Origin of the sequence: Enterococcus sp. FDAARGOS_553 (assembly GCF_003812305.1) — a bacterium.
GTDB classification, from domain to species: Bacteria; Bacillota; Bacilli; order Lactobacillales; family Enterococcaceae; genus Enterococcus_D; species Enterococcus_D gallinarum.
In genome coordinates this window covers 2,287,637-2,312,647 of sequence record NZ_CP033740.1, presented here as the reverse complement: position 1 = coordinate 2,312,647, position 25,011 = coordinate 2,287,637, and the positions used below count along the sequence as shown (strand labels likewise).

Annotated in this window: 26 protein-coding genes, 2 pseudogenes and 1 other annotated feature; of the genes and pseudogenes, 9 read left to right on the top strand and 19 right to left on the bottom strand. The window is 40.2% G+C overall.

Translation table 11 applies throughout. The annotated features are described in order from the left end of the window. Positions 1 to 72: 72 nt before the first annotated feature. Positions 73 to 246, top strand: a complete 174-nt coding sequence (locus EGX73_RS15955; RefSeq protein WP_005472376.1) for a hypothetical protein — start codon at positions 73 to 75, stop codon at positions 244 to 246. 196 nt (positions 247 to 442) lie between these two features. Here EGX73_RS15955 and rplL read toward each other — a convergent pair whose 3' ends face one another. From rplL to rplK, 4 genes are all read right to left on the bottom strand, one after another. Then, positions 443 to 814: a 50S ribosomal protein L7/L12 gene (gene rplL, locus EGX73_RS11555; protein WP_003127081.1), complete on the bottom strand. Its 372-nt coding sequence runs from the start codon at positions 812 to 814 to the stop codon at positions 443 to 445. Between the two features lie 55 nt (positions 815 to 869). Beyond that, on the bottom strand, positions 870 to 1,370 hold the full coding sequence (rplJ, locus tag EGX73_RS11550) for a 50S ribosomal protein L10 (protein WP_003127079.1): 501 nt from the start codon (positions 1,368 to 1,370) through the stop codon (positions 870 to 872). A 74-nt stretch (positions 1,371 to 1,444) separates the two neighbouring features. Further along, positions 1,445 to 1,571 (bottom strand) — a sequence feature (ribosomal protein L10 leader region). A gap of 61 nt (positions 1,572 to 1,632) precedes the next feature. Next, positions 1,633 to 2,322 (bottom strand): 50S ribosomal protein L1, encoded by a 690-nt coding sequence (gene rplA, locus EGX73_RS11545; RefSeq protein WP_003127078.1) that lies wholly within the window; start codon positions 2,320 to 2,322, stop codon positions 1,633 to 1,635. 104 nt (positions 2,323 to 2,426) lie between these two features. Then, entirely contained in the window at positions 2,427 to 2,849 is a 423-nt protein-coding gene (rplK, locus tag EGX73_RS11540; protein WP_003127077.1) for a 50S ribosomal protein L11, read from the bottom strand. A 299-nt stretch (positions 2,850 to 3,148) separates the two neighbouring features. On the opposite strand from rplK, the gene sdaAB reads away from it, so the two are divergent. Beyond that, positions 3,149 to 3,814: an L-serine ammonia-lyase, iron-sulfur-dependent subunit beta gene (gene sdaAB, locus EGX73_RS11535; protein WP_021151063.1), complete on the top strand. Its 666-nt coding sequence runs from the start codon at positions 3,149 to 3,151 to the stop codon at positions 3,812 to 3,814. Positions 3,815 to 3,827: 13 nt separating this feature from the next. Further along, entirely contained in the window at positions 3,828 to 4,703 is an 876-nt protein-coding gene (gene sdaAA, locus EGX73_RS11530; RefSeq protein WP_003127075.1) for an L-serine ammonia-lyase, iron-sulfur-dependent, subunit alpha, read from the top strand. A 199-nt stretch (positions 4,704 to 4,902) separates the two neighbouring features. Here sdaAA and EGX73_RS11525 read toward each other — a convergent pair whose 3' ends face one another. The 5 genes from EGX73_RS11525 to rpmG form a co-directional block, all read right to left on the bottom strand. Further along, positions 4,903 to 5,811 carry an alpha/beta hydrolase gene (locus tag EGX73_RS11525; protein WP_003127074.1) on the bottom strand — a complete coding sequence of 303 codons (909 nt, stop codon included), beginning with the start codon at positions 5,809 to 5,811 and terminating at the stop codon, positions 4,903 to 4,905. 115 nt (positions 5,812 to 5,926) lie between these two features. Beyond that, the gene (locus EGX73_RS11520; protein WP_003127072.1) at positions 5,927 to 7,279 is read right to left on the bottom strand and encodes a DUF1576 domain-containing protein; all 1,353 of its coding nucleotides are present in this window, start codon (positions 7,277 to 7,279) and stop codon (positions 5,927 to 5,929) included. Between the two features lie 127 nt (positions 7,280 to 7,406). Then, positions 7,407 to 7,949, bottom strand: coding sequence for a transcription termination/antitermination protein NusG (gene nusG, locus EGX73_RS11515; protein WP_003127071.1), 543 nt, complete (start codon positions 7,947 to 7,949; stop codon positions 7,407 to 7,409). Between the two features lie 121 nt (positions 7,950 to 8,070). Next, positions 8,071 to 8,241 (bottom strand): preprotein translocase subunit SecE, encoded by a 171-nt coding sequence (secE, locus tag EGX73_RS11510; protein ID WP_003127070.1) that lies wholly within the window; start codon positions 8,239 to 8,241, stop codon positions 8,071 to 8,073. Between the two features lie 12 nt (positions 8,242 to 8,253). Next, on the bottom strand, positions 8,254 to 8,406 hold the full coding sequence (rpmG, locus tag EGX73_RS11505; protein WP_005472365.1) for a 50S ribosomal protein L33: 153 nt from the start codon (positions 8,404 to 8,406) through the stop codon (positions 8,254 to 8,256). Between the two features lie 157 nt (positions 8,407 to 8,563). Between rpmG and cbpA the strand changes: the two genes are divergently transcribed. Further along, the gene (gene cbpA, locus EGX73_RS11500; RefSeq protein ID WP_003127068.1) at positions 8,564 to 9,202 is read left to right on the top strand and encodes a cyclic di-AMP binding protein CbpA; all 639 of its coding nucleotides are present in this window, start codon (positions 8,564 to 8,566) and stop codon (positions 9,200 to 9,202) included. Positions 9,203 to 9,294: 92 nt separating this feature from the next. On the opposite strand, the gene EGX73_RS11495 is transcribed toward cbpA, so the two are convergent. Continuing rightward, positions 9,295 to 9,804, bottom strand: coding sequence for a QueT transporter family protein (locus EGX73_RS11495; protein ID WP_041119234.1), 510 nt, complete (start codon positions 9,802 to 9,804; stop codon positions 9,295 to 9,297). Positions 9,805 to 10,392: 588 nt separating this feature from the next. Here EGX73_RS11495 and EGX73_RS11490 point away from each other — a divergent pair. Further along, positions 10,393 to 10,746, top strand: coding sequence for a YxeA family protein (locus EGX73_RS11490; RefSeq protein ID WP_041119112.1), 354 nt, complete (start codon positions 10,393 to 10,395; stop codon positions 10,744 to 10,746). A gap of 546 nt (positions 10,747 to 11,292) precedes the next feature. On the opposite strand, the gene EGX73_RS11485 is transcribed toward EGX73_RS11490, so the two are convergent. Beyond that, the gene (locus EGX73_RS11485; protein ID WP_123866709.1) at positions 11,293 to 12,588 is read right to left on the bottom strand and encodes an ISL3-like element ISEfa5 family transposase; all 1,296 of its coding nucleotides are present in this window, start codon (positions 12,586 to 12,588) and stop codon (positions 11,293 to 11,295) included. Positions 12,589 to 12,865: 277 nt separating this feature from the next. Between EGX73_RS11485 and EGX73_RS11480 the strand changes: the two are divergent. Continuing rightward, positions 12,866 to 13,834 (top strand): annotated as a pseudogene (locus EGX73_RS11480) (diacylglycerol kinase family protein). A gap of 60 nt (positions 13,835 to 13,894) precedes the next feature. Here EGX73_RS11480 and EGX73_RS11475 read toward each other — a convergent pair. Genes EGX73_RS11475 through EGX73_RS11465 form a run of 3 tightly spaced genes read right to left on the bottom strand, consistent with a single transcriptional unit; the run spans position 13,895 to position 17,154 of the window. Next, on the bottom strand, positions 13,895 to 15,058 hold the full coding sequence (locus EGX73_RS11475) for an ABC transporter permease (protein ID WP_123866953.1): 1,164 nt from the start codon (positions 15,056 to 15,058) through the stop codon (positions 13,895 to 13,897). Then, positions 15,045 to 16,211, bottom strand: coding sequence for an ABC transporter permease (locus EGX73_RS11470; protein ID WP_041119106.1), 1,167 nt, complete (start codon positions 16,209 to 16,211; stop codon positions 15,045 to 15,047). The genes EGX73_RS11475 and EGX73_RS11470 overlap by 14 nt, the downstream gene beginning before the upstream one ends. Positions 16,212 to 16,221: 10 nt before the next feature. Beyond that, entirely contained in the window at positions 16,222 to 17,154 is a 933-nt protein-coding gene (locus tag EGX73_RS11465; RefSeq protein ID WP_041119105.1) for an ABC transporter ATP-binding protein, read from the bottom strand. A gap of 115 nt (positions 17,155 to 17,269) precedes the next feature. Here EGX73_RS11465 and EGX73_RS11460 point away from each other — a divergent pair, with 115 nt between their 5' ends. Together EGX73_RS11460 and EGX73_RS11455 are read left to right on the top strand one after the other, a co-directional pair. After that, the gene (locus EGX73_RS11460) at positions 17,270 to 18,346 is read left to right on the top strand and encodes a sensor histidine kinase (protein ID WP_003127060.1); all 1,077 of its coding nucleotides are present in this window, start codon (positions 17,270 to 17,272) and stop codon (positions 18,344 to 18,346) included. Beyond that, positions 18,343 to 18,963: pseudogene (locus tag EGX73_RS11455) on the top strand (response regulator). Before EGX73_RS11460 ends, EGX73_RS11455 begins: the two are co-directional and overlap by 4 nt. A 49-nt stretch (positions 18,964 to 19,012) precedes the next feature. Here EGX73_RS11455 and EGX73_RS11450 read toward each other — a convergent pair. The 5 genes from EGX73_RS11450 to EGX73_RS11430 all read right to left on the bottom strand — a co-directional run bounded on the left by EGX73_RS11450 (position 19,013) and on the right by EGX73_RS11430 (position 24,257). Further along, positions 19,013 to 19,246: a hypothetical protein gene (locus EGX73_RS11450; RefSeq protein ID WP_003127051.1), complete on the bottom strand. Its 234-nt coding sequence runs from the start codon at positions 19,244 to 19,246 to the stop codon at positions 19,013 to 19,015. Between the two features lie 92 nt (positions 19,247 to 19,338). Beyond that, positions 19,339 to 21,915 (bottom strand): ATP-dependent RecD-like DNA helicase, encoded by a 2,577-nt coding sequence (locus EGX73_RS11445; RefSeq protein ID WP_003127050.1) that lies wholly within the window; start codon positions 21,913 to 21,915, stop codon positions 19,339 to 19,341. Between the two features lie 17 nt (positions 21,916 to 21,932). Next, positions 21,933 to 22,586: a histidine phosphatase family protein gene (locus tag EGX73_RS11440; RefSeq protein WP_041119100.1), complete on the bottom strand. Its 654-nt coding sequence runs from the start codon at positions 22,584 to 22,586 to the stop codon at positions 21,933 to 21,935. Between the two features lie 27 nt (positions 22,587 to 22,613). Further along, positions 22,614 to 23,117 (bottom strand): tRNA (uridine(34)/cytosine(34)/5-carboxymethylaminomethyluridine(34)-2'-O)-methyltransferase TrmL, encoded by a 504-nt coding sequence (gene trmL, locus EGX73_RS11435; protein WP_003127047.1) that lies wholly within the window; start codon positions 23,115 to 23,117, stop codon positions 22,614 to 22,616. A 297-nt stretch (positions 23,118 to 23,414) separates the two neighbouring features. After that, positions 23,415 to 24,257, bottom strand: a complete 843-nt coding sequence (locus tag EGX73_RS11430; RefSeq protein ID WP_123866952.1) for a methyltransferase domain-containing protein — start codon at positions 24,255 to 24,257, stop codon at positions 23,415 to 23,417. Between the two features lie 88 nt (positions 24,258 to 24,345). Between EGX73_RS11430 and EGX73_RS11425 the strand changes: the two genes are divergently transcribed. After that, a complete protein-coding gene (locus EGX73_RS11425; RefSeq protein WP_003127045.1) occupies positions 24,346 to 24,990 on the top strand; it encodes a copper homeostasis protein CutC in 645 nt (214 codons plus the stop codon). Positions 24,991 to 25,011 lie beyond the last annotated feature (21 nt).

Here is a 25,011-nt window from a genome sequence, read left to right as displayed (position 1 = left end):
CAGGAGCCTTTTCTTAAAATAATTGCTCTCTCGTCAGTCAATTGTTACAATCAAAGGCAAGGGGGAATTATGATGGCAAAACGCTTAATTTTTTCATTGATTGCTACGGTCATCTATTTGGTCGTATCCAATATTGGGAATCTTTTTTTTGGGATCAGTCGTACCTTTAGTTGGACAACTACTTTATGGGAAGCATTATTCTTTTTTATCTTCATTTTTCTTGTTCAGCAATTTCGCAAAAAATAAACAAGCCTAAGTCAGCGGCGCTCAGCGCTAGTCTTAGGCTTGTTTTTTTATAAAAAGTCCTCGACGCCTCAACAAAAATACGGATCACTAATAGTAAGACAGCGTCATTTTCTCAAACTGAAATTAGAATCATAAACAAAAAAAGAGCTAGAACCCTTACTTAAAAGGAATTCTAGCTCAAAAAAATCAAAAATGATTATTTAACTGTTACTGAAGCGCCAACTTCTTCTAAAGCAGCTTTCAATGCTTCAGCTTCGTCTTTAGAGATGCCTTCTTTAACTGCTGAAGGAGCTCCGTCAACTACAGCTTTAGCTTCTTTCAAGCCTAAACCAGTTGCTTCACGAACTGCTTTGATAACTTTAACTTTTTGGTCGCCAGCTGCAGTCAATTCTACAGTGAATTCAGTTTGTTCTTCAGCAGCACCAGCGTCGCCAGCTCCACCAGCTACAGCTACAGGAGCAGCAGCAGATACGCCAAATTCTTCTTCGATAGCTTTAATTAAGTCGTTTAATTCTAAGATTGTCGCGCCTTTTAGCTCTTCGACAATGTTTTCAATGTTCAATGCCATTTTGTTTTCCTCCATTTAATTAGATAGTTTAGTTTATAGTGTGATTATGCGGCAATTAAGCTGCATCTTCTTCTTTTTCGGCCACTGCTTTGACAGCGTAAGCCACGTTGCGGATAGGTGCTTGTAGCACAGACAGCAACATTGAAAGAAGTCCTTCGCGGTTTGGCAATTTTGCCAATGCTGTGATTTCTTCCAAAGAAGAAACTTTGCCTTCGATGATACCGCCTTTGATTTCTAATGCTTTAGCCTCTTTAGCAAAATCGTTCATGATTTTTGCAGGTGCGACAACGTCTTCGTTACTGAACGCTACAGCAGTCGGGCCAGTGAATACTTCACCAAGACCTTCTAGACCAGCTTGTTCAGCAGCACGTGAAAGGATAGAATTTTTGATAACTTTCATTTCAACGTTTGCGTCGCGTAATTGTTTACGTAGACGAGTTACTTCGTCAACAGTCAATCCACGGTAGTCAACGACTACTACAGATGCGGCTGCTTTGAATTTTTCACTCACTTCATCCACAATTGCGGCTTTTTTAGCGATAGCTGCTTCACTCATTTTAAATTTCACCTCCTGATTTTGATGGAAGAGTTTCAAGAAAACATTTCTGTCTTCATTTGTCTTTATCAAGAGATAAAAACAAAAAAACTCTATGCCACCGTAGACATAGAGGGACTATTGAAGTTTCTCAATAAACGTCCTCGGTAGGAAATTAAGACTGACGTCACCTACTGTCTTCGGTACAGTTAAACTTTTAACCTTGACTACCTTACCATAGATAAGGCAGCCAAGTCAACAAAAGTTTTGTTTTTTATTCAAATTAGAAAGAAGCTTGATCTACATGGATACCAGGTCCGAAAGTTGTCGTTACAGAAATGTTTTTCATGTATTGACCTTTCGCTGCAGATGGTTTAGCTTTTACTAAAGTTTCGTGGATTGTTTTGAAGTTTTCAACTAATTTGTCATCTTCAAATGAAACTTTACCGATTGGTACATGAACGTTACCAGCTTTGTCAACACGGTAAGTCACTTTACCAGCTTTTACTTCGTTAACAGCTTTTGTTACGTCCATTGTAACTGTACCAGTTTTAGGGTTTGGCATTAAACCTTTAGGACCTAAAACACGACCAAGTTTACCGACAGTTGCCATCATATCTGGTGTTGCAACAACAACATCAAAATCGAACCATCCGCCTTGGATTTTTTGAACCATGTCATCGTCTCCAACGAAATCAGCACCAGCTGCTTCTGCTTCTTTGGCTTTTTCACCTTTCGCAAAAACTAACACTGTTTGTGTTTTACCAGTACCGTTTGGTAGTACGACCGCACCACGGATTTGTTGGTCCGCTTTTTTAGGATCGACATTTAGTTTGTAAGCAACTTCAACCGTTGCGTCGAATTTTGCAATATTTGTTTCTTTTGCCAAAGCTACTGCTTCTTCAACTGAATAAGCTTTTGCAGCGTCAACTTTTTTCAATGCTTCTTGCATTTTTTTGCTTTTTTTAGCCATTTTGTTTCCTCCTTGATGTGGTTATAACGGTAGAACCTCCCACGTGTCCCATATTTTTCAATATAGAGCCGACTGAGAAGCTACTTCCTTAGGGTCTGTAAAAATTATTCTACAGTGATCCCCATGCTTCGTGCAGTTCCTTCAACCATGCGCATAGCTGCTTCAACGTCAGCTGCGTTTAGGTCTTCCATTTTCAATTCAGCGATTTCTTTTACTTGATCGCGTGAAACTTTTGCAACTTTGTTTTTGTTTGGTTCGCCTGAACCTTTTTCAACGTTTGCTGCTTTTTTCAACAATACTGCTGCTGGTGGTGTTTTTGTAACGAATGTGAATGAACGGTCTTCGTATACAGAGATCACTACTGGAATGATCAAGCCTGCTTGATCAGCTGTACGTGCATTGAATTCTTTTGTGAATCCCATGATATTGATACCCGCTTGACCTAGTGCAGGACCTACTGGCGGAGCTGGTGTTGCTTTACCTGCAGGAATTTGCAATTTAACGATTTTTTCTACTTTTTTTGCCACGAGACATACCTCCTTGAGTCCGTGATGTGGTTAATTGGAGATCCATATTTCTCCTCCCACTTTAGTGAATCATGTGCGCACACAAAAAACGTGTGAATAATGCACACTGAGATATTATAGCATCTCAAAAGAAATTTGCAAGAACTCTTAGCGAATTTTTTTGCTTTTTATGGAGAAAATCGGTAAAACAAAAAAAAGATTAAAAAAATCCCATACAGTTCCACTCATTGCTCTATTTCTCCATATTTTATGCTAAACTACATCTGGATTTCTCCCATCAATTAAATGAGGTGAATAGAATGGAACCTTTAAAATACCGAAGTGTCTTTGATATTATTGGACCAATTATGGTTGGACCCAGCAGTTCCCATACCGCAGGTGCTGCTCGAATTGGCAAAATCGTGCGCCACATCTTTGGCGAACAGCCTGACAGTGTCGATATCCTTTTGTATGAGTCCTTCGCGAAAACTTATCGCGGCCACGGAACAGATATTGCACTTGTCGGCGGTTTGTTAGGAATGGAGCCCGATGATCAGCGCCTTGCTGACTCATTAAAGTTAGCCTATGAGCAAGGTCTAGAAGTACTCTTTGTTCCGAAAAACGAAAAAGCCGAACATCCGAATATGGTCAAAATGATTTTAAAAAAAGGTGACCGCAAAATGTCCGTTACCGGCATTTCAATCGGCGGTGGGAATATACAAATTTCTGAATTGAATGGTTTTAAAATCTCATTGACTTTAGGTACCCCTACCTATGTCATCGTTCATCAAGATGTTCCCGGAATGATCGCACGTGTCACGAATCTACTTTCTGAGGCACAAATCAATATTGGTACGATGACTGTTACCCGAGAGTCCAAAGGAGAAAAAGCCATTATGATCATTGAAGTGGATGAACGAAATGATCAATTGGCACAACAAATCAAAGCACTGCCCCACGTTTATAGTGCGGCTTATTTCGATTAAAGGAGGATTCGTCATGTTTTATACGATTGAAGATCTTGTTCTTCAAAGCAAAAATTATGCATCGATTGCAGAGATGATGATTGCGGTCGAATGCGAAAACTCAGGGCGCACTCGCGAGCAAGTCATTGCACTAATGGACAAAAACCTGACGGTCATGGAACAATCCGTTGCCGAGGGCGTTGCTGGAGTGACCTCTGTGACGGGATTAACCGGTGGCGATGCCACACGAATGAATGATTATATACAGGCTGGTGATTTTCTAAGTGGTGAGACGATCTTGCAAGCCGTTCAAAATGCCATTGCTGTCAATGAAGTCAATGCCAAAATGGGATTGATTTGTGCCACTCCTACGGCTGGGAGTGCCGGTGTTGTCTCTGGTGTGCTGATGGCTGTTCGCGATCGTTTGCAGCTGTCTCGTTCTCAACAAATCGATTTCCTCTTTACTGCCGGAGCCTTCGGACTAGTCATTGCGAACAATGCTTCGATATCCGGAGCAGAAGGCGGTTGTCAAGCAGAGGTTGGTTCTGCCAGTGCCATGGCAGCAGCAGCCCTCGTCTGTGCTAAGGGTGGGAGCGGACATCAAGCTGCTCAAGCAGTAGCCATTACACTAAAGAATATGATGGGATTGATTTGTGATCCTGTCGCTGGGTTAGTCGAAGTTCCTTGCGTGAAGCGAAATGCTCTCGGTTCCTCACAAGCATTTATTTCTGCTGATATGGCTTTAGCAGGAATCGAAAGTGTGATTCCTCCGGATGAGGTCGTCCACGCGATGTACCAAGTAGGACGGCAAATGCCAAGTATTTTTAAAGAAACAGCCGAGGGCGGGTTGGCCACAACGCCTACAGCACAACGTCTACAAGCGCAAATTTTAGATGCCGCTGAACACTAAAAGATGTAAGAGTCTCAAAAAATAACATATCCGAATGATCATTAGATAGCTCCCGCGGCTCTGCAGGTCCTCGTTACCTATGCACGAGAAGAATAAGCGATCTCCGATCATTCGGATATTTTTGTCTATTTGCTACTACTAAAAAAAACAGATAGAACTTATATCATAGTTATTCTTACAGCTTTTTGACGACTATCAGTTATTTCTCCCATAAAAAAGCAGCAATGTCTTCATCTACTTCTTGATTTTCATGCAGCTGACTATGCTGTGCCTGTGATCCTTTAATGATTTTTTCAGTCACAGAATAGCCATTCGCTGCCAATAAGTGGTTGATCGCCAAGGCACTTGTGGTCGGCACAGTGCCGTCCGATAGCTCTTCATCAGATAATTGCCCAGCAATCAGCTCAATCGGGAGTCGATGCCCCCCTTGCTTCAATAGTCCTTGAAATTCCTGGTAGCGTGGAGAAGCCTCCGTTGGTCCGTTTGTCACTAAATCAGTGATAGTCTGCCGTGAACTCGTATCAATAAATTCATTGAAAGGCGCCCCGATCGCTATAAATTTAGCTACTTTTGGCAATGCGGGATCCAGTGCTTCAGCCCCAGCTGCACTCAGCTCTCCAAATGTTGTGAGATAGCGAAAACCACTAACTCCCCCCATGGAATGTCCGACTAAATTTACTTGCTCTATTCCTTCCTTTTTCAGATAAAGCAACGCTTGTCGGATCCATTCTGCTTGATTCCATTCATTATTTTGATTGTCAGCGAACAAGACCTGAATGGTTGGATTTACAGCTTTTTTAGAAAGCACTCCTTCCGTTGAAACTGTCCCATCTGGTGAAATTGTTAGAACCATTTCATTGCTCACCCAATCTTTTTGGGCAAAACGCTGTATCATCCCTCCAAATGATGCGGGACCTCCTTGATAACCATGAATAAAAAGTGTTGGCGTGGTCGTTTTCTGAACGGGTTCGGTGGTTGATGTTTCTGCCGAAACAGTCGTTGTCTCCGTTGGCTTCTGTGTACTTTTTTGTGCTGAAACATTTGAGTGAGTTGCTGCTTGACAGCCGCTAAGCAAAACAACCAGACATAGAAATAGCCATTTTTTCATTTACAGTCCCTCCAAATCGGGTCTAGTATAATCCCTTTTGAAACAAGAAACAAGCAATAGCTAATGTTTACTCTTTATTCAAGAACACTTCATTCTTTACTCGTTGCTTGATAGGTTACCTTTTCTTTGCCTCCGGACTGTTTCTTCCGTTTAAAAATCGAGGTGTCCGCGATTTGTGAAAAAAATCGAGCAATGGAATGATCATCATCGCAACGAGCCCTCCGGAAAAACCATTATTGTACAGATTCAATCCACCATGAAGCACATCGATATTCAAAACCATCGACGTATGAATGAATCCCACGATCATCCCCCCTTTCCACCCGTAAGCATTAGTCACCGCACAGAGCATCATTGCAAAAATAGCCGCTGTAACGGTTACTGTTTCAGTCATTGCGTAGATATTCATTGTATTTGCTAATAGCACACCGGCAAATAAGGGCAGCGCGTTAAAGACATGGGCACCACAAGCAGAAAAACCAATGACACAAAACATCGCACCTGCAATGGGACCATTGAGGTTGACACCTAGTATACTCACATAACTCATTAACAGCAATCCCATTAACCCCATATTAATCATCGTATTATAAACGCCACTTTCACGTAAAATATCGTATTCGATTTTGCCGCTATGAGACCATATTGCCCGCATGTTCAACCGCTTGCGTTTAACAGCCATTGCTAACCCATAGCCAATCATTAATAAAGACAGCGACACCATCATAATAATCAGTGGAAGATTGGAGCCTTTAGAAACGATTGCTCGCAATTCGATATCAAAACCAAACATTCGGCAAATTCCTGCAACCATCGTACACAACATGCCAGAAGTAAAGCCGGCACTATAGATACTGACTTTTTTAAATAATGCTTGAAAATGCAGTGCTAAAGGAACCATGATCAATCCAGTCAAAACACCGATCAAATAACCGATGAAGCTACCGAAATAAGCTGGAAGTGAGTCATTGAATGCAAAAAAACTAACGATGGGTGAAACGGAGGAACTGTACAAAGCAATGAGAAGATATTTTTTGAGGGGTTGATTCATTAAATAGGAATAGAGACGAACACCTAAGAAGATTGGAATAAAATTGAACAGATTTTTGCCAAACAAACCATACCCCGTAACCATGAAGACGGCTGATATCATTCCTCCAGTAACCGGAACTCGGTAATGGTAACAGACCGCGATCGCAACAAAAGTCATGATCGACGCATTGAACAGTGCGCCACCTACAGAAGTCAGCGCAACGTAATCCGTTACTAAATGGCTTTCCGAGAACATGATTGTAAGCATTTCACGAAACACTTTTTGAGGTTCCATAAAGATCACGGCAGAAAGCAGCAAAAACAAATTAAAAGCAAACAACAAACTATAACCATTATGTACGGAAATCACACCTCTTTTTTCCAAATGTTGGTCAAAAAAATGGCGTTGACAAATCGATGCGAGAATTTTCTTCATAGGACCCCCTTTTTTATAAAACGCTTTCTTTTCGTGAGATAAAAACAGCGGGCCAATAACGGTCCGCTATCACCAATTTTCAATTTTATTTTACCTTATTTTGACAAAAAACACTACAGTTTTATACTTAGATTTTATCTACTTGTTCAAAATCCAATTCTGTACTTGTTTCTCGACCAAACATATCAATATTGACTTTTAATTTTTGTTTTTCTTCGTCGATCTCAGCGACTTGTCCTTCTAATCCAGAGAATGCACCTTCGATGATTTTAACTGTTTCACCAATCTCCACTTCCAATTCAACTGTTCGAGTGCTCATACCGATTGAACGTAAGATAGAGTTGATTTCTTCTTGTAAAAGCGGAGCTGGTTTGCTTCCTGCTCCATGAGAGCCGACAAACCCAGTCACTCCTGGTGTATTACGAACAACATACCATGATTGATCCGTCATGACCATTTCGACGAGGACATAACCTGGAAAAGTTTTGTGAACGATCTCTTTCTTTTTCCCATTCTTTTCTTCCGTTTCGACTTCTTCTGGTACGACAACACGAAAGATGTAATCGCCCATCCCCATGCTTTGCGCCCGTGATTCCAAGTTCGCTTTCACCTTGTTTTCATAGCCGGAGTAAGTATGCAAGACATACCAATTTTTTTCAAAAGATTCCATTGTATTCGGTCTCCCTATCTTTTTGTAAAATAAAAAAACCTCAGTTGCACCGAAGTTTTTCCTCGAATCAATTATACCACGATTTGTTTTACTTGACTAGTTGCTGATAATCCAGCAGCATTTATTTCAAAATCAAATCAAAAACAGTTTGAATCAGCGTATCCATCACAAAAAACATCACTGCAAAAATAATTGTCGTTTGGATCACAACAAAAGTATCTCTGCGTAATTGCTTTCTTGATGGCCAAGAAACATTTTTCATTTCAGCAAAAACATTTTTCATAAAGTTCATCAAGATTCCTCCTTACTTCGTTTCACGATGTAGCGTGTATTGATTGCAGTATTTGCAAAATTTGTTAATTTCAAGGCGATCGCCTTTTTTTCCTTCACTGACTGATTTCGAATAGTTGCGGGATCCGCAGACAGAACAAGCCAAAGCTGCTTTTTTTGTTGCCATTTCTGATGTCCTCCCCCTTTATACAAAGTTTTCCAAAGTTAAAAATACCATTTTTCAGTGAAAGTGTCAATTTTAGATTTTGACACGCAAAAATATAGTTTCCGCTGATTTTATGGTATTATAGAGATGTGAATTGGGTATTTGGGAGGGAATTGTTATGTTACTAAAAACAATGGTTTACAAAAAACGCGACTTAACTACGATTAAAGAAACAGCTACTTTAGAAGAAGCCTTGGAAATTTTAGAAGATTCTGGCTATCGCTGTGTACCGATCTTAGATGAATCCGGCAAAATCTTCCGGGGAAACATCTATAAAATGCACATCTATCGTCACAAATCGAATGGTGGAGATATGACATTACCAGTGACACACCTGCTTAAAAACGCGACAAAATTTATTTATGTCAATTCTTCATTTTTTAAAGTCTTTTTCACGATCAAAGAGTTGCCATACATTGCCGTATTAGATGAAAACAATGAGTTCTATGGGATTTTGACCCACAGTTCATTATTGAATATGCTGTCTCAATCTTGGAATGTCGAACAAGGAAGCTACGTGCTGACTATCGCATCAACTGGCACACAAGGCGATTTAGCGATCATTTCAAAAATCATCGCGAAATACAGCAGTATTGCCAGCTGTATCACATTGGACATCGGCAAGGATGAATTTATTCGTCGGACATTGATTACTTTACCAGCGAATACGTCAAAAGAGCTGTGCGATAAGATCATTTATCAGTTAGAGGCAAAAAACTTCAAAGTTGTTGAAATTGAAGATTTGAATGCAGAATAACAAAAAAGATCATCTCTACCGTAGGTTTTGGTAGAGATGATCTTTTTTTATTTGTTTTTTGGGAACCATCAAAGCAAAAAACAAATGATTGATTAAAATCGCTTATCGAAGCGAACACCTGTATTCACGATATACATTATAGGCGCTGTGATTGTCATGATAATCAACTCACTTAGCGCTGTTGTACCAAAGGTCGCCCAAAATGGTAATGCGAGAGTCAGATGCAGCATGATTGCAATCAAGAACATGCTCAACGAGAAGAAAATCGTATTAAGCGCTAAACGGACAAAGACATTCGGAACTTTCTTCTGCAATAGCGCCGTTGCTGACAATGCAAGCAAGGTTTGGCCTCCACCAAAGACGACGTCCAAAATTCCCATACCAAAAAATAAATTGTACAATACAACTCCGCCAAAAACACCCCACATCAGTTTTCTGTTAAAGACTACCAGATGATTCAGCCCTTCTGAGACACGAAATTGAATGGCAACAGAAGCCACTGGGGCGACTAAGACTGTCACTGCAACATACAGTGCCATGATCAAACCGTTCGCGACGACAACTCGCAACCGCTGGTTTGATAAAGTGGATGATTTATCCATTTGATCCCTTCTTTCTCCGAGTTTTGATTACGCGGGATGGTTGATGAACCGCGATGCGTTACGCACAAATAATTATTATACAGAAGATTACTGATTTATCAAGCTTACATTATTGATTTGGTTCTTATTGATTTCCATTGTCCAATTAAATTGGAGAATTCATGTGGATGTTTTGTGGATGAAAGTCTAAAAAACTAATTTTCCCCCAAGCTGTTCTTCAGTAACAAGGTCGTACAATCTCCTTCTAAAGCAACCCACTTGTCAAATAGCAAAGTGTTAAAATCAACAAAAAAGAAAGAGGAACGATCTATCTATCAGCGAGGCTAAAAAAGATACCGGAAATGACTAGAATATTTTAAATACATAACCATTAAAACGGTGGTTCTGCTTTGAATAGGAATCTTCCAGCAAAACAGGCAGGCCAAAGACGAGCATTGAGTATTTATTTGCTCGCAATTCATTCTGTTCTTCTTCTCCTACTAATTCTCATTGTCCTCCTTACAATTTTGTTCGCTTATTCTCAGCCTTTAGTTTGATTTATTTCATTATTCATAGATGTAATCTATTCCTCGAAAGGAATGATTTTATATGAAAAAACTATTATCTTTTACTGTAGTAACCCTTCTTCTGATGGGTGGAGGCTGGTTCTGGTATGAGCAATCTTATGGAACGACAGATTACTACACTAAGATAACTTCGAAAGGTGAACGTGTTTCGATTGGTAGAGGTAGCGGGAGAGAACACTTTAGATACAAGTACAACTTAGCTAGCTATACATCAGACAATAATGAAAAAGATGTGTCTTTTAATTCCTATGGAGACAAGCCACTAAAAGAGAATGCATACCTTGTATTACATGTAAATAATCATAAAGGAGTAATGGGATGGGATGAAGTCTCGCCTAATGATGTTCCATCAGCTATATTGAATAAACTTGGATAAAGAACTCAAAGAGACGGACATCCGTCTCTTTATTCGTCAAACCAACTTCATGTAAACTTGATGTCTGTGAATCGTTCAATTGTTCATTTTCCTCTAAGTTCCTGTTTGCTTATGAGGGGAATCGTACACCTTCATTGTTCATCGACTTAATGGCTAATAAGTTCAAGAGTGCTATCTTTTGATATCTTTAAATTTATCTAAAGATAGTGACAAAGACCATGTAAGCGGTTGCTTCTATCCGTTTTCGTGCTATACTATAAGTGTAAGGAGCAAGGATTCCCAGTAAAGCAGACGATGAAGGATCTGCAAGAAAAGAATTGTTGTCAACTTAGAAAAACAGACAAAGGATGTGGGAATTTGAGTTACTCCTTACTAATTGAATAGGATTCGGCGAATGTGAGCAATACGGATGTGATCATAGTGGACATAAGAACCTTAGATCACAAAAACAACAGCGAAAATAGGGCTCTTTGTCAATAAGGACTGATGGGTTGTACAAAATCAAATCTGGGTCAGAATGAACCTCATTCTGGCTCAGATTTTTTGTTATCTTACTTTGATTAATTGATTGATCAAAAAGATTCTAATTCTCATGTTCTCAAATGATTTAAATCCGTAGGATACTCGTTTCATTGTCTTTATATGGGTATTCTTCGCTTCTATTTTTCCATTGGTGTAAGGATAGATCATCGCGTTGGTGATGCCTTCTTCATAGGTCAGAAGGTTTTGGAGCTTTTCCCGAAAGCCGTCATCTAACGTTTCGGGAAGTTCTGCCAATAAGGAGAAAAATAAGTCAGGGTCTTTGTCTCGAAAGGCTTCAACTAATTCATGAAAATAGGGATACGCCTCCTTCAGGGACGTAGAAAAGCCAAGCAATCGATCAATCATCATCGCTTCCGTAAGAAATGGGTATTTTGGTGATCGAAAACTTTTCCATGTTTTGTATTCATAATGGTTGATGTTTGCACGATTTTTTAGCAAAAAGCGCCAGTTCTTTTTCAGTTTTTCTGCCTGACTTTTCTGTCCTACTTTACGAAGTTCATTCATTTCACGGATACGCAACTCATTAAAGGCTTGATTCATGTGTTTGATAATATGAAACCGATCAATCACTACTTTCGCATTTGGCAGAATACGTTTGGTAAGCTGGAAGTAGGCGGCGTTCATGTCTGTGACTAAAAATTTTACTTCTTCAGGATTAGTGCAGCCTAAGAAATAGCTTGTTAATCGAGGCAATTTACGCGTAGGCAAGACATCAATTAATTGTCCTGTTTCGCCATCTGCGCAAATAAAGCTCATTTTATCTTCTATGGAAGCGTGCGAACGAAATTCATCAACCATCAATACTCTGGGGAGAATCCTCTTAGATTGCTTTGGTAAGTAGCTTTTAAACTCTTTCAACGTACGAATAACGGTGGTCAAAGATACCTGACAATTTTTCGCAATAAAAGATAAAGATACTTTTTCAGTCAGCAAAGAAGCAATTTTATATCTGACATGATTCGCGATTGAATGTCTGGGTTGAACAAAATAACTTTGAGCCGTCCAATGGGTTCGACAGTTTTTACAGGTATAGCGCTGCTTTTTTAAGCGCATAACCAAAGGCATGTGATTGTATTGTTCAAAGCGGACAATCGTTTCCTTCTTCCCATTTTTCACTACAATTACTTTCCCGTTTCCATCTACCACAGTAGAACCACAATTTCTACAGGTATGGGGAGCAGGTGAGAAAACAGCATCGACGATCAACGTCTTTTTCTTCTGAAAGGTCTCGTAAGAGACCTCTGTAATCATCAAATCTTTCTCTATTAATCGCAGCATTTTTTTGATAGAATCATTCATATAGCATATCGTCCTCTCAGTTGTTTATTTTGTCGTGATTTAATCATACTAGAGAACGATATGTTTTTTAATACCTAAAATAAAAATGGGGCTGAAGAATCAATTCTGATTCATCAGTCCCATAAATTATAGAGCCGAAAATAGTAGCTTGTTGTTACGTACCTTTCGTCGAATCTATTTTTTTGTCAAAAAATAGTTAAGCATCACTAGCCAAACTTGTCAGCAATCGTGCTATAATAAACAGCATTGATTTTAGATTAGATGGAGCATTTATTGTATGAAATATTATTATCATTTTGTTGTTAACCCTGAAGCAGGCAGTGGACGTGGCCTAAAAGTAGCCAAAAAAATTGAAGCAATCGTCAAGAAGCGGCGTTTTCCCCATCAGTTCTACTATACAGAATATGCCGGGCAAGAACAGGAACTTACTACTTCTTTACTGGCACAAGTATTGTTGCCATGGGATGACATCTATCGAGAAAATTCAGAAATGCTTTACCCCTTACTGGTGGTGATCGGTGGCGATGGCACCTTACATCAAGTAGTTTCCTCCCTTCAAGAATCAGAAAAAAATATTCCACTAGGCTACATTCCGGCAGGATCAGGGAATGACTTTGCCAGAGGAATGCGTTTACCTAAGGAACCAGAGCAAGTATTTTGGAAAATCGCTGGGACCGCTACTCCTCAATCGGTTACGATCATCAAGTATCATGATCAAATCCAAGATGAAACTGGGTTCGCAATCAACAATATCGGTATTGGATTAGATGCATCGATCGTTTACGCAGCAAATCATTCTGCTGCGAAATCAAACTTAAACAAGTTCAATTTAGGTTCATTTGCCTACTTGTCTGCAGTAGTGAATGTCTTGTTCCGGCAAAAAGGATTTCCCATTCTGGTAGAAACCAATGGAAAACAATAGAATTTTACAAAAGCTTTCTTGTGCACAACGACAAATCACCCCTACTTCGGTGGCGGTGTGGCGATCGCACCTACAGCAAACCTCAACGAAGATAAGATCGATTTCGTTCTCGTTGAGCGAGTCGCTTTGTTCAAAATTTTTTGGCTTTTAGCCTTACTAACCTGCAAGAAACAAATGAGATCTCGCTACTTCCATCATTTATCTACGAATAAGCTCCGAATCGTCTCCACAGTACCACAGCATGGTCAAGAAGACGGCGAAGAAATGGGTAAGCGGCCATTTGATATCACCATAACCACCACCAAACAATTGATATGGAGTTAGAAATAGTGAGATTAGAAAAATGATGCCGCTGTTGAGTCAGCGGCATCATTTTTTTATGACTCATGCAACCCTTTTTTGATTAAACCAGCGGCTGTCTTTTTTCAAAACGAACTGTATTATCAAAAAGGCACAGGCAAATAAGACCAATATCAAGCAGTTCAACCAGAATTTCGTAATGAAATCCGCATTCACTGAGAGGGTGTTCCCAATCAATTGATTGTTTTGTACAAACCAATAAGTCGGTGTAAAAGAAGCGATCTTACTAATAAAGTCTGGTAAAAAATCTGATGAAACAAAAACTCCCCCTAGAAAACAGCTCCCCATAATATACACATTCGAAATTCCATTCAACGCCTCACTATTTTTGACAAATGACGTAACACACGTTGAAAATGTGACAATCGGCAAGAAAAAACACAAAAGATTAATCACTAGATAACCGGTCATGACGGACCACGTGCTACGAGTAAATAGGAGTAGTCCCGCTGTAAAACAACTAGTCAGAAGCAGTGAATACCCCAACATACCAATAGAAACGACTCGATTCAACCGCCGTGTTGATAAAGGAGATACTTGATTGCGATTCCGGATTTCTTTCCGATTGAACACAAGATTGACCACGCCATAGCCACTAAAAATAGAAAGAAACAAACCGTAAGCAAGTGCATTGAATACTAAGCTGCCGAATTGCTGATTCATCCGTTCACTGTATCCACGACTAATCGTTACTTCGCCATTTGCGGCCAAAGAAGATTGCGTATTTTTCAATGCCTCTTCCCTATTGCCAGTTACATGATAAAAAGCCGTATAAGTCGACAAAAAGGTATCTACTTGCCCTTCAATCAATGTTTTGGCAAAAGCATCGGGACGAGATTGTGCATCGATTGCTGACGGTACACCTGCTTCAATATTCGTAGTAAAATCTTTAGGCAAAAATAAAACATAGTCGATTTTTCCAAAATACAGCGCATCATCAATCGATTTTTGGCTCTTATCAGACAATTCCACAACCGTTTGTTCTTCTTTTAAATAGTCAATCAGTGCTTTACTTAATGCAGAGTTGTCTTCTGTAACAATGGTCATTGTCCCCCGATCCAATTTTGCGTCCGGTGCTGCTGTATTTTGCGCATAGAAGAAGGTGATGATCACAGTTACAATGATTGCAATCAACAAATTTGTTTTGTTCGCTTTTAAAATTTTCAAAACGGCTTTATACAGCGACATACTGAACCCTCCTTTCAAACATTAGATTACTAAAGGCTAAGATAACCATAAAGGCTACTAACCAGAAAAGATTCAAATAGAAATCCTCTAGTGAGCGATAAAAATAGAGCTGATAGAAACTCTCACTAATTAAGTTGACAAGATTCAGTTTTCCTAGCACCGGAATGTGCAGATCGATCCAGTATTTGATGTCTTGGGAGCCCATCATACCAGCAAAAAAACTCATCGCCATTGTAACAGCCACACCCAATCCTTCTTTTTGTGCCAGCCCCATATTAGGAAACAAATTCCCAACCAAATTTCCTAATAATAATGCATTCAATGCACCAAAAGCGGATAGGACGAATAACCACTGCCAGCGGTTTCCGAAGTCGACTTGATAAATAAAATGAAAAACACTTAGAATCACTAAAACTTCTAAGAAAAATATCGTGAATCCAGCAAGGATATTTGCTGAAAAAACCAACAATCGGTTTCGGGGGATGACCGAAAGGCGAATCCCTTTGGATGACTGATTTGCTTGCTGGTCTTGGGCGTTTCTGACCCCCCACATGAATCCATACAAAATAGCCATTCCCACCAAGGTAAAGAAATAAAAACTTTTGATACTCATGTTTCTAGTCTGATTTTCTTGCTGAACAAAAGATTCTCCAACTAGAAAAGATGTGAGCTGGTCTTCTGTCAAAGTAGAGTCAATTGCCACCAACTTATTGGCCAGGTCAGTATTTTGTAAAAATCGGTCCATCATGTTTTTTAGAATGGTTTGAGAAAGACCGGTACGTGCAATAGCCAATTGGATCGATGACTGTTCAAAGGAATAATATCCAGCAAGATCCCCTGCATCTAATCGTTTTTCAGCCTCTTGAGGAGAGACTTCTTGTAGTGAAAACAATGGTTCTCCACCAGATTTTGTTTGCTTCAAAACATTCATAAATGCGACTTGCTGAGTCAGTTGTCCCTCATTTGTTTTCTGATTTTGTTCTTCTTTGATAATCCCAACGGGAATCGTCTCGATCGTTCCAGCTTGATCAATCTCGCTAAATGCTACAGAAAACATCAACCCTAATAAAATCGGGAAGATCAATGTCCAAAATAGTAAGGAATTATTACGAACTAAAACGTTCAAGCGATACCGATATAAGTGTCCAAACATAATCTCCCTCCTAGTCTCTTAATTCTTTACCGGTAATTTCCAGAAATACATCGTTTAATGTTGCTTCTCCTGTGTGAATCTTAGTAAATGCGATATGTTCATCCTCAAAATAGCTTAGTACTGGTAAAAGAATCTCTTTCATCTTTTTGGCTGTGATCGTCAAACGCTCTTTATCATAGGCAGTTTCAAGAACTTGAGGCAATGACTTGATAAATTCGATCGCTGTATCTGGAAGTAAAGGGATATCAATCACAAGATTTTCCGTACTTCGAACCATGTCCTTCAACTCTTCTTTTGTTCCTTTCGCGATGACTTGTCCCTGATCCATGATCACAATCTGATCACAAAGTATTTCGACTTCCTCCATATAATGAGTCGTATAAACAATTGTTGCACCTTGCTGATTCAACTTTTTGATACTGTCCAAAATTTTGTTCCGACTTTGGGGATCCACGGCAACAGTTGGTTCATCAAGAAAAATCAGTTGTGGTTTATGGGCAATGCCACAAGCAATGTTTAAACGCCGTTTCAAGCCACCACTTAATTGTTTTGGATAGAATCCTTTGAACTCTTCTAATCCCACAAGCGAAATGACTTCCTCGATCAATAGTTTCTGCTTCTTCTTGTCAGCAACATACAGACCACAGAAGTAATCAACATTGTCGTGGACCGTCAACTCTTCAAATACAGCGATATCTTGCGGAACGACGCCAATTTTTTGCTTTATTTCATAACTTGTCGGTGACATTTTTTCCCCAAACAATTTAATAGTCCCTTTATCAAAAGATAATAAGGACAACATACAGTTGATAGCTGTTGATTTGCCGCTTCCATTAGGTCCTAAAAGCCCGAGAACTTCACCTTCCCTGACTTGCAAATTAAAATGATTCAATGCGAGAAAATCACCATAACGTTTTACCAAGTTATCAATTTCAATAATCATCGAAAAAACTCCTTTCCAAACACTTCTTATTCTGACTATAATAAAAAGCGAAAAGAATAACTAGTGAGGATACGCCAAAACAAAAATGACATTTGTCATTATTTAGGAGCCAGATATGAATAAACCATTGTCGATTAATGAGGTTGTTTTTTATTTTCTTCTCTGTGGAGGGCTAATGTCCCTGAATGGCTTCCAAGCCCTAGACTTAATCTATCTTTTGACGACAATCATCTTAAGTGGTCTCTGTCTGCTACTCAAAAAAGGAACGTGGCTGGCATTGGGCATTTTGATAGGTCTTAGTTTGGTTTGGCCAATTTATAGCTATTTTTTCCCATGCGTCTTTCGTTCAGCCCAGATTGGTGAAAAGCAAGAAAAGATCCTCCTGCTCATTCTTTGTATACTCTTATTTTCCTTGGTTCCTTCTTGGCCGATACGGATTATACTGATGCTTTTGGTCTACTCTGCTTCTTACTTGCGAAACGATAGTTTTGAATTTCATTCGTTACAAAAAAAATTCAACTCGACTCAAGATGCCAATTGGGAAAATGAGAGCCGATTGCGTGAGCAAAACGACTACCTTAAAAGCTCTCAAGAAACAGAAGTCGCCTTACAGATCGCTGAAGAGCGGAATCGAATCGCTCGTGATATCCATGATAATGTTGGTCATCTGCTTTCAAGTGCCATCTTACAATTAGGTGCCATTCAAGCAATTAATCAAAATAAGCAACTTCACTTACCATTGGATCAATTGAACCGAACCATGAACTTGGGTATGGACCGCATCCGAGAAAGTGTTCACGATTTACATCATCACTCGCTTCCTTTTCCACAAGCATTAGATCTTTTGCTATCAGACTTTCAATTTTGTACAGTTGAGGTAATAGGAACACCGCCAAGTATTCTCTCTCAAACACAACAAACTGTCCTAATCACGATCATAAAAGAAGCCTTGACCAACGTCATGAAGCACAGTCAAGCAACAAAAGTGACTTGCGATTTTAAACAACTACCTGCTTTTCATCGATTACAAATCAAGAATGACAAACCAAAGGATAGGCTCAATCACACCCACGGGATCGGTTTGCAGACGATGCGCCAGCGAATCAACCAGGTAAACGGACAACTCCATGCCCTTGAAAAAGAGAATTTATTTCAACTTACGATTATTTTACCTAAGGAGGAGGACCAATGATCCAAGTAGTAATCATCGATGACGATCCCCTAGTTACCGCATCATTAAAAACCATCTTGGAAGTTTCAAACGAAATTGAGGTAACAGGCATTGGTCATTGTGCCAAAGAAGCAGTTGCATTGTACGAAGAAAGAAAACCTGCGATTATACTAACAGATATTCGGATGCCCGATGGGACTGGATTAGATGCTGCTCGCAAGATTTTAACCCGGGATCCGAATGCCGTCATTTTACTCTTAACTACTTTTGATGATGATGCCTATATACGAGAAGCTTTGGATCTCGGAGTCAAAGGCTATCTCATCAAGCAAAATCTTTCGGCTATTGTACCCTCTATCAAAGCTGCATACAATGGCCAAGCAGTGTTTGGCGCTGAAATCGTCACGAAGTTTCCTACACTGTAAAAAAATAATGACTCTTATTTGACTACTCATTTCTCAGAACGAGAAAAAATGATCTTGAAGGAAATTGCCACTGGAAAAAACAATAAAGAAATTGCGCAAGCGTTGTTTCTCAGCGAAGGAACGGTCCGCAATTATATCAGTAAGTTATTAGAAAAATTAGAACTTCGGGATCGTACCCAGTTAGCCATTTATTATTACCAGCATTTACAATAAAAAACACGTAAGAGGCAATCTCCTCTTACGCGTTTTTTTGATTTCAGCCTTAAATGCTTCCTGAACTATTCGGATTGGTTGGGTTAGTCGGATTTGTGTTTGGTGCCCAAACTGGCGGAACTTTGTCTAATTTTTTCTCTAACTCGGTTTCCTCTCCTTGCTCGTTTTCGGCATCTGGACTTTCATCAAGTTTGTATTCTTTCTCCAACTCATCCAATTTCTTGAAGTTATTGCTGGATTCTTTTGCTAATTTTTCTAATTTGTCATCTGTTTCTTTCGCCATTTGAAAACGCCTCCTTTTGGTATTAGCTTAGCATGTTTCGCTAAAAAACCAAAAGAAAGCGCTCATTTTCATTAACTGTAAAAAATTCTTTTTTAAGAGACGAGAAAATCATATGGAGAAAGATTTTCCATCCCAATCATTGGATCAACCACATTTTTTTGAACCATTTCGATTGTCAATTCTCTCGAAAGCGGTTCTTTTGAGATAGTTCCTTCCGGTAGTGTTTCTTCGATGATGGATTCACTCGGTGTTGTGGCAAACAAATCAAGTTCCTGTTTCTGAACCGACTGCTTACTGCTCACCGGCTCACGGGCAGTATCTGTTTTCTTTTCACTTTTCATTGTGGCTGTTGTCTGTGAGTTAGACTCTGAGAAAGGATCATCTGCTTCTTCAAACTGTGCCAACCTTTGACGTTGCAAAGGTGTCATCTCGTCGCTGCCGTTGATCCGCTCTTGCAAGGTAGTCAGTCGAGTGGCGGACTCATGTGTCACACATGTTTGATAAGCTTGGGGTTCTCCTAATAAAATCAACAGCTCTTTGCTGCGGGTCACTGCCGTATAGAGTAAATTTCGTTGCAGCATTCGTTGGTATTGATGAACCATCGGCATGATCACCATTTTGAACTCGCTTCCTTGCGCTTTATGGATCGAGCAGCAATAGGATAATGTGATTTTATTCCATTCATTTCGCTTATAGGTAACTTCTGTGGCATCGAATTGGATCACTAATTCGTCCACTTTGTCTTCTGACTGTTTGGCAGGAATAATGCCGACGATTTGTCCCATATCCCCATTGAAAACATTGTCTTCTGGCGAATTGACCAGCTGCAAAACTTTATCTCCGATCCGGTAGACTGTTTCATTCCAAGTGACTTCTTTTTTGGTCCCATCGTTTGGATTAAAGATTTCCTGCATCATCTTGTTTAGTGCATCGATCCCTGCTGCTCCGCGGTACATTGGCGCTAGAACTTGAATGTCTTGCGGTGTGAAGCCTTTCGCTTTCGCCCGTTGCACGATTTGTGCGATCAACGGTTCAATTTTGTAAGCATCACAAGCAAAGAAAGAGCGATCTCTTTGATTTTGGGTAAAGTCTGCAGGCAGTTGCCCATTTTTTATCGCATGAGCCAATGGAATGATGCTTGACCCATCTCCTTGACGATAGATCTCGGTCAATTCTTGTTTTGGAATCTGTTCGATTTCTAAAAGATCATGCAGCACTTGTCCCGGTCCTACTGAAGGCAGTTGGTCTTTGTCGCCAACAAAAATAACTTGCATATTTGTAGGGATCGATTTGAACAATGTATTAGCCAACCACGTATCCACCATCGACATTTCATCAACAATCAACAAACCGCCTTCAAGTTCTTTCGCAGCGACACTAGGCGTCTTCTCACGGCCGTTAAGCCCAAGCAAACGATGAATCGTCCCACTGGGAAGTCCCGTCGTCTCATTCATCCGTTTGGCTGCCCTACCTGTAGGAGCTGCCAACAAGATGGGGAACATTTCTTCCGTGTATTTTGCGGGATCTAAATCAAGATCATTCAATTCAGCAAATAATTGAACGATCCCATTGATTACTGTCGTTTTCCCTGTTCCAGGTCCGCCAGTCAAAATAAATAATGGGGAATGGATGGCTTCTTTGATGGCTTCTTCTTGGGAAGATCCATAGACGATCCCTAATCGCTTCTCGATTTTTCGCAGTGTTTTTTCAACTGTTTTTTTGGGGTAGTTGATTTCTTTTTTGCGAGCTAATAATCGTTGGATCGAATTGGCGATCCCCCACTCTGAAAAATAGAGACTGTTTTCATACAACTTCGTTTCTTCTTGTTGGATCTTGCCTTCTTCTACCAATCCAATAATCGTATTTGCCAAGTCATCCGGTGGAATTTCGATGGGTCGACTCGTTTCCAACAACCGAAGTGTTTGCTCGAGCAAATCTTGTGCGTGAATATACGTGTTCCCAGTCTGTAAAGATTGGGCAAAAATCTGGTGCAAAACTGCCGCACGATAGCGCTGGGGCGAGGTGGCTTCAATTCCTAATTGATCGGCGATGTTATCTGCCCGTTTGAAGCCAATCCCTTCAATATCTTCGACTAATTGATAAGGATTTTCTTGGATGATCTCTAATGCTTCATTTTTGTATGCTTGGTAAATGGCAAAAGAAAGCTGACTACCAAATCCATAGCGGCTTAACCCAACGATCACTTGATCCATCCCATGATTGAGTCGAACCGTATCAAGAATCATTTTTCGCTTGCTTTCATTCAATCCAGGAATTTGCTCCAACAATACCGGGTCCTCTAACATGCGATCGATCGCCTGATCTCCTAGAAGCCCCACAATTTTTTCAGCCGTCTTCTTACCGATACCAGGAAACTTCTCTCCTGAAAGATAATTGATCAGACCTTGCTCTGATGTAGGTTGTTCTTGCTGATAGCTGTCCACTTTTAATTGGACGCCATATTTAGGATGATTGACTAACTCACCGTAGAATCGGTAACTCTCCTCTTCTTGGATCTCACCAAAGCTCCCAGTGACGACGATCTCAGATTCTTTGTAATCCGCATTATTTTCTGTCACTTTGACTAAAAGTACCTTATAGAAATTGCTAGGATTTTGAAAAAAGATCGCGGCAACATGGCCGACAAAAAATGTTCTTTCTGGATTCACGACGCCGCTCCTTTCACCTATAGTAAGGCATCTAAACTGTCTTGATTTTCTAGAAAACTTGCATCATTCCAACAGGTTATCTCAAAAGGCAATTGTTTATCTGCTCCTGTCTCTAAAATGGTCAAGCTATTATTAACAAGACCACCTTGTTCCCGCAATTGTGCCAATTCTTTTCCGGCCAACCATTGGATAGCTGCCGTCAATGAGGCCCCATGACCGACAAAAAGTAACGGATCATTGTGGGCTTGCACAGCAGTCATCACCACTGTTTCAATGCGCTTCAGGGCATCTTCGATGGGCTCTCCTTGAAATATCGTTGGGTCATAACGGTCAAGATGGTGGCGCAAATCAGCCAGCTCTTGCGGGTATTTTGCCTGCATTTCATCAATGAACTGCCCTTCTAAATCGCCTAGTCCAAGTTCACGTAATCCTTCTGTATAAACAATCTCGACTGGTTGCTTTAATCTTTCCACTATCCCTTGTGCGGTTGTACGGGCACGTAACGAGGTACTTGAATAGATTTTTTCAAAAGGAACATTTGCGATTGCGTCTCCCAAAAGCTGGATCTCCTTATAACTTTCAGGCAACAATGGTGAATCGCCCATCATTCCTTGAAATCGTCGTGCTTGATTCCATTCTGTTTTGCCATGACGAGTAAAATATAATTGCATCGAACAAGTCTCTCCTATCGATTGTATCTAATCTAATTTGTCATTGTCGTAGTGATGAGTCAATTCTAGCTCTGGAAACCCTTGTTGCCGTAAAGCTTCATAAATAATCAACGCGGCAGTGTTAGATAAATTCAATGATCGGACATGGGCATCATTCATTGGAATTCGTAAACATTTGTCCGCATGTTCGCGCATGAATGTTTCAGGCAATCCAGTTGTTTCCTTCCCAAAAAGGAAAAATTGGTCTTCATGAGTCGTATAATCTACTTCAGAATAGACACGATTGGCAAACTTAGAGATCAGGTACAGTGGACGATCACCTAAAAAGGACATAAATGCCGCTAAATCTTTGTGATAAGTAATATGAACATCATGCCAGTAATCAAGTCCAGCACGCTTCAAATGCTTATCATCTGTTGAAAAGCCTAATGGTTCAATTAGGTGTAAATGTGTATTGGTGGCCGCGCAAGTCCGAGCGATATTGCCGGTATTGGCAGGAATTTGTGGTTCAAATAAAACAATGTGATTCATCTGGTAAGACTCCTTTCAATTGGTTCGAGCCAACTGTCTCTCAATAGATTCTATAGTACCATATTTTAACGAAAATCGTTTTGCGAACTTCTATCTGATTTACTGAAACTTTGAGCATAAAAAAAAACGTACCAACTCGGTGTCAATCACTGCGAGTCGTTACGTTAGTGAAGCTCTTTTCACTAACTTTTATCAGAACAGGAACCTGATAAAAACCAATGAAAAATGACTTAAGAACAATATATCACTCCCATGACATGATTGCAAGGGTAAATAACAAAAAAGTTCAAAAATTTTTCAAGAAACTTTCGCGACTAACAACTCAATATCGACTGTTATTTCGTGTAACGGGTTTTCCCGAACTTTTGCTATTTGCTCCTTTGACGCACCCCACTCCAATGGCGACATCGCCAACAAGTCCAGTCGCCGGTCTTCTGGGATTGAGAATGGATAACAAATCCGTTCTCGGCTCGCTTGCGGATATTTTGCAAAAAATTTATCAACGACACGTTCATTAGAATAGACTTGTTTTGCAGAATCATCTGGATAAAAAGCTTGCCGCAGCTCTTTAAGGTAGCTTGCTGCTGGCACAACTTTGATCACTTGTCCGCCCGGCTTCAAGATGCGGTCGAATTCCTGATAATTGGAAGGCGAAAATAAATTCAAAATCGTATCAAAACTAGCGGGGGCAAAAGGAAGATTCGTGAGATCTGCGACACACCAAAAGGCAGAAGCAGCATGATTGGTTGCCAAATAGATGCCTTCCTTGGCAATGTCAAATCCTACTGCCGTTTTTTCTTGTCCGGCTAATAATTGGGCAAGAAAGCTGCCTTCCCCACAACCAATATCTAAAATGTTTTCGGATTGTTCAATCTGGTGGGAGATGCCCTCTAAGACTAGACGATACATCCCACTTTGGATCATCCGACTTCGAGGAACAAACATTCCTTGATCATACTCCGTTTTCACAGGATGATCCAAAAAAAATAAAGTACCCTTTTTTGAAAGATCAAAACGATGACGATTCAGACAAATCAGTCCACTCTCATTGGCAAAGACCTGCTGATGACACAATGGACACTCAAATAAGTCGCTATGGGCCTCAAGAAAAAGTCGCCCACGATCGATTTTTTTTAACATATCAAATCCCTCTTCTCTTTCTTACTTTAGCATAGACTTATGGTAAAATGCTAGTATAGAATAACAGCTGAAAAACGGAGGGAAACAGATGTTAAAAGAATTTTGTGCCGAAAATTATACGAAGATCCCATTAGCGATCGGCCGAGGAGCAAAACGGATCGAGTTATGCGACAATTTGGCTGTCGGCGGGACCACACCTAGCACGGGTGTGATTGAAGAAGCACTGAGTTACGCTGGTGAAAAAAGTGTACCGATCATGACAATGATTCGACCAAGAGGCGGTGATTTTGTTTATAATGACATCGAGTTAAAAATCATGCACACCGATTTGATCGAAGCCAAGAAATTAGGAACTGATGGTGTGGTCTTTGGCTGTCTGACACCGAACGGCTGGCTCGATGAGGAAGCACTGGAACTTCTGATTGATACAGCTGAAGGATTACAGATCACTTTTCACATGGCATTTGATGCCATTCCGGAATCTCGCCAATTTGAAGCCATTGATTGGCTTGCTGATCACGGCGTCCACCGCATCCTCACACATGGCGGGCCAGCAGGAACAGCTATCGAAGAGAACTTAGAACGGTTAAAAGCATTGATCGACTATGCAGGAGACCGCTTGATTATTTTACCAGGTGCAGGTATTTCATACAAGAATGCCCAGTCAATTGCCGATCAGCTTGGTGTCTCTGAACTCCACGGAACGAAAATCGTTGATTTGACAGATCATTAAGCAAAAAAGACATTCGCTGAT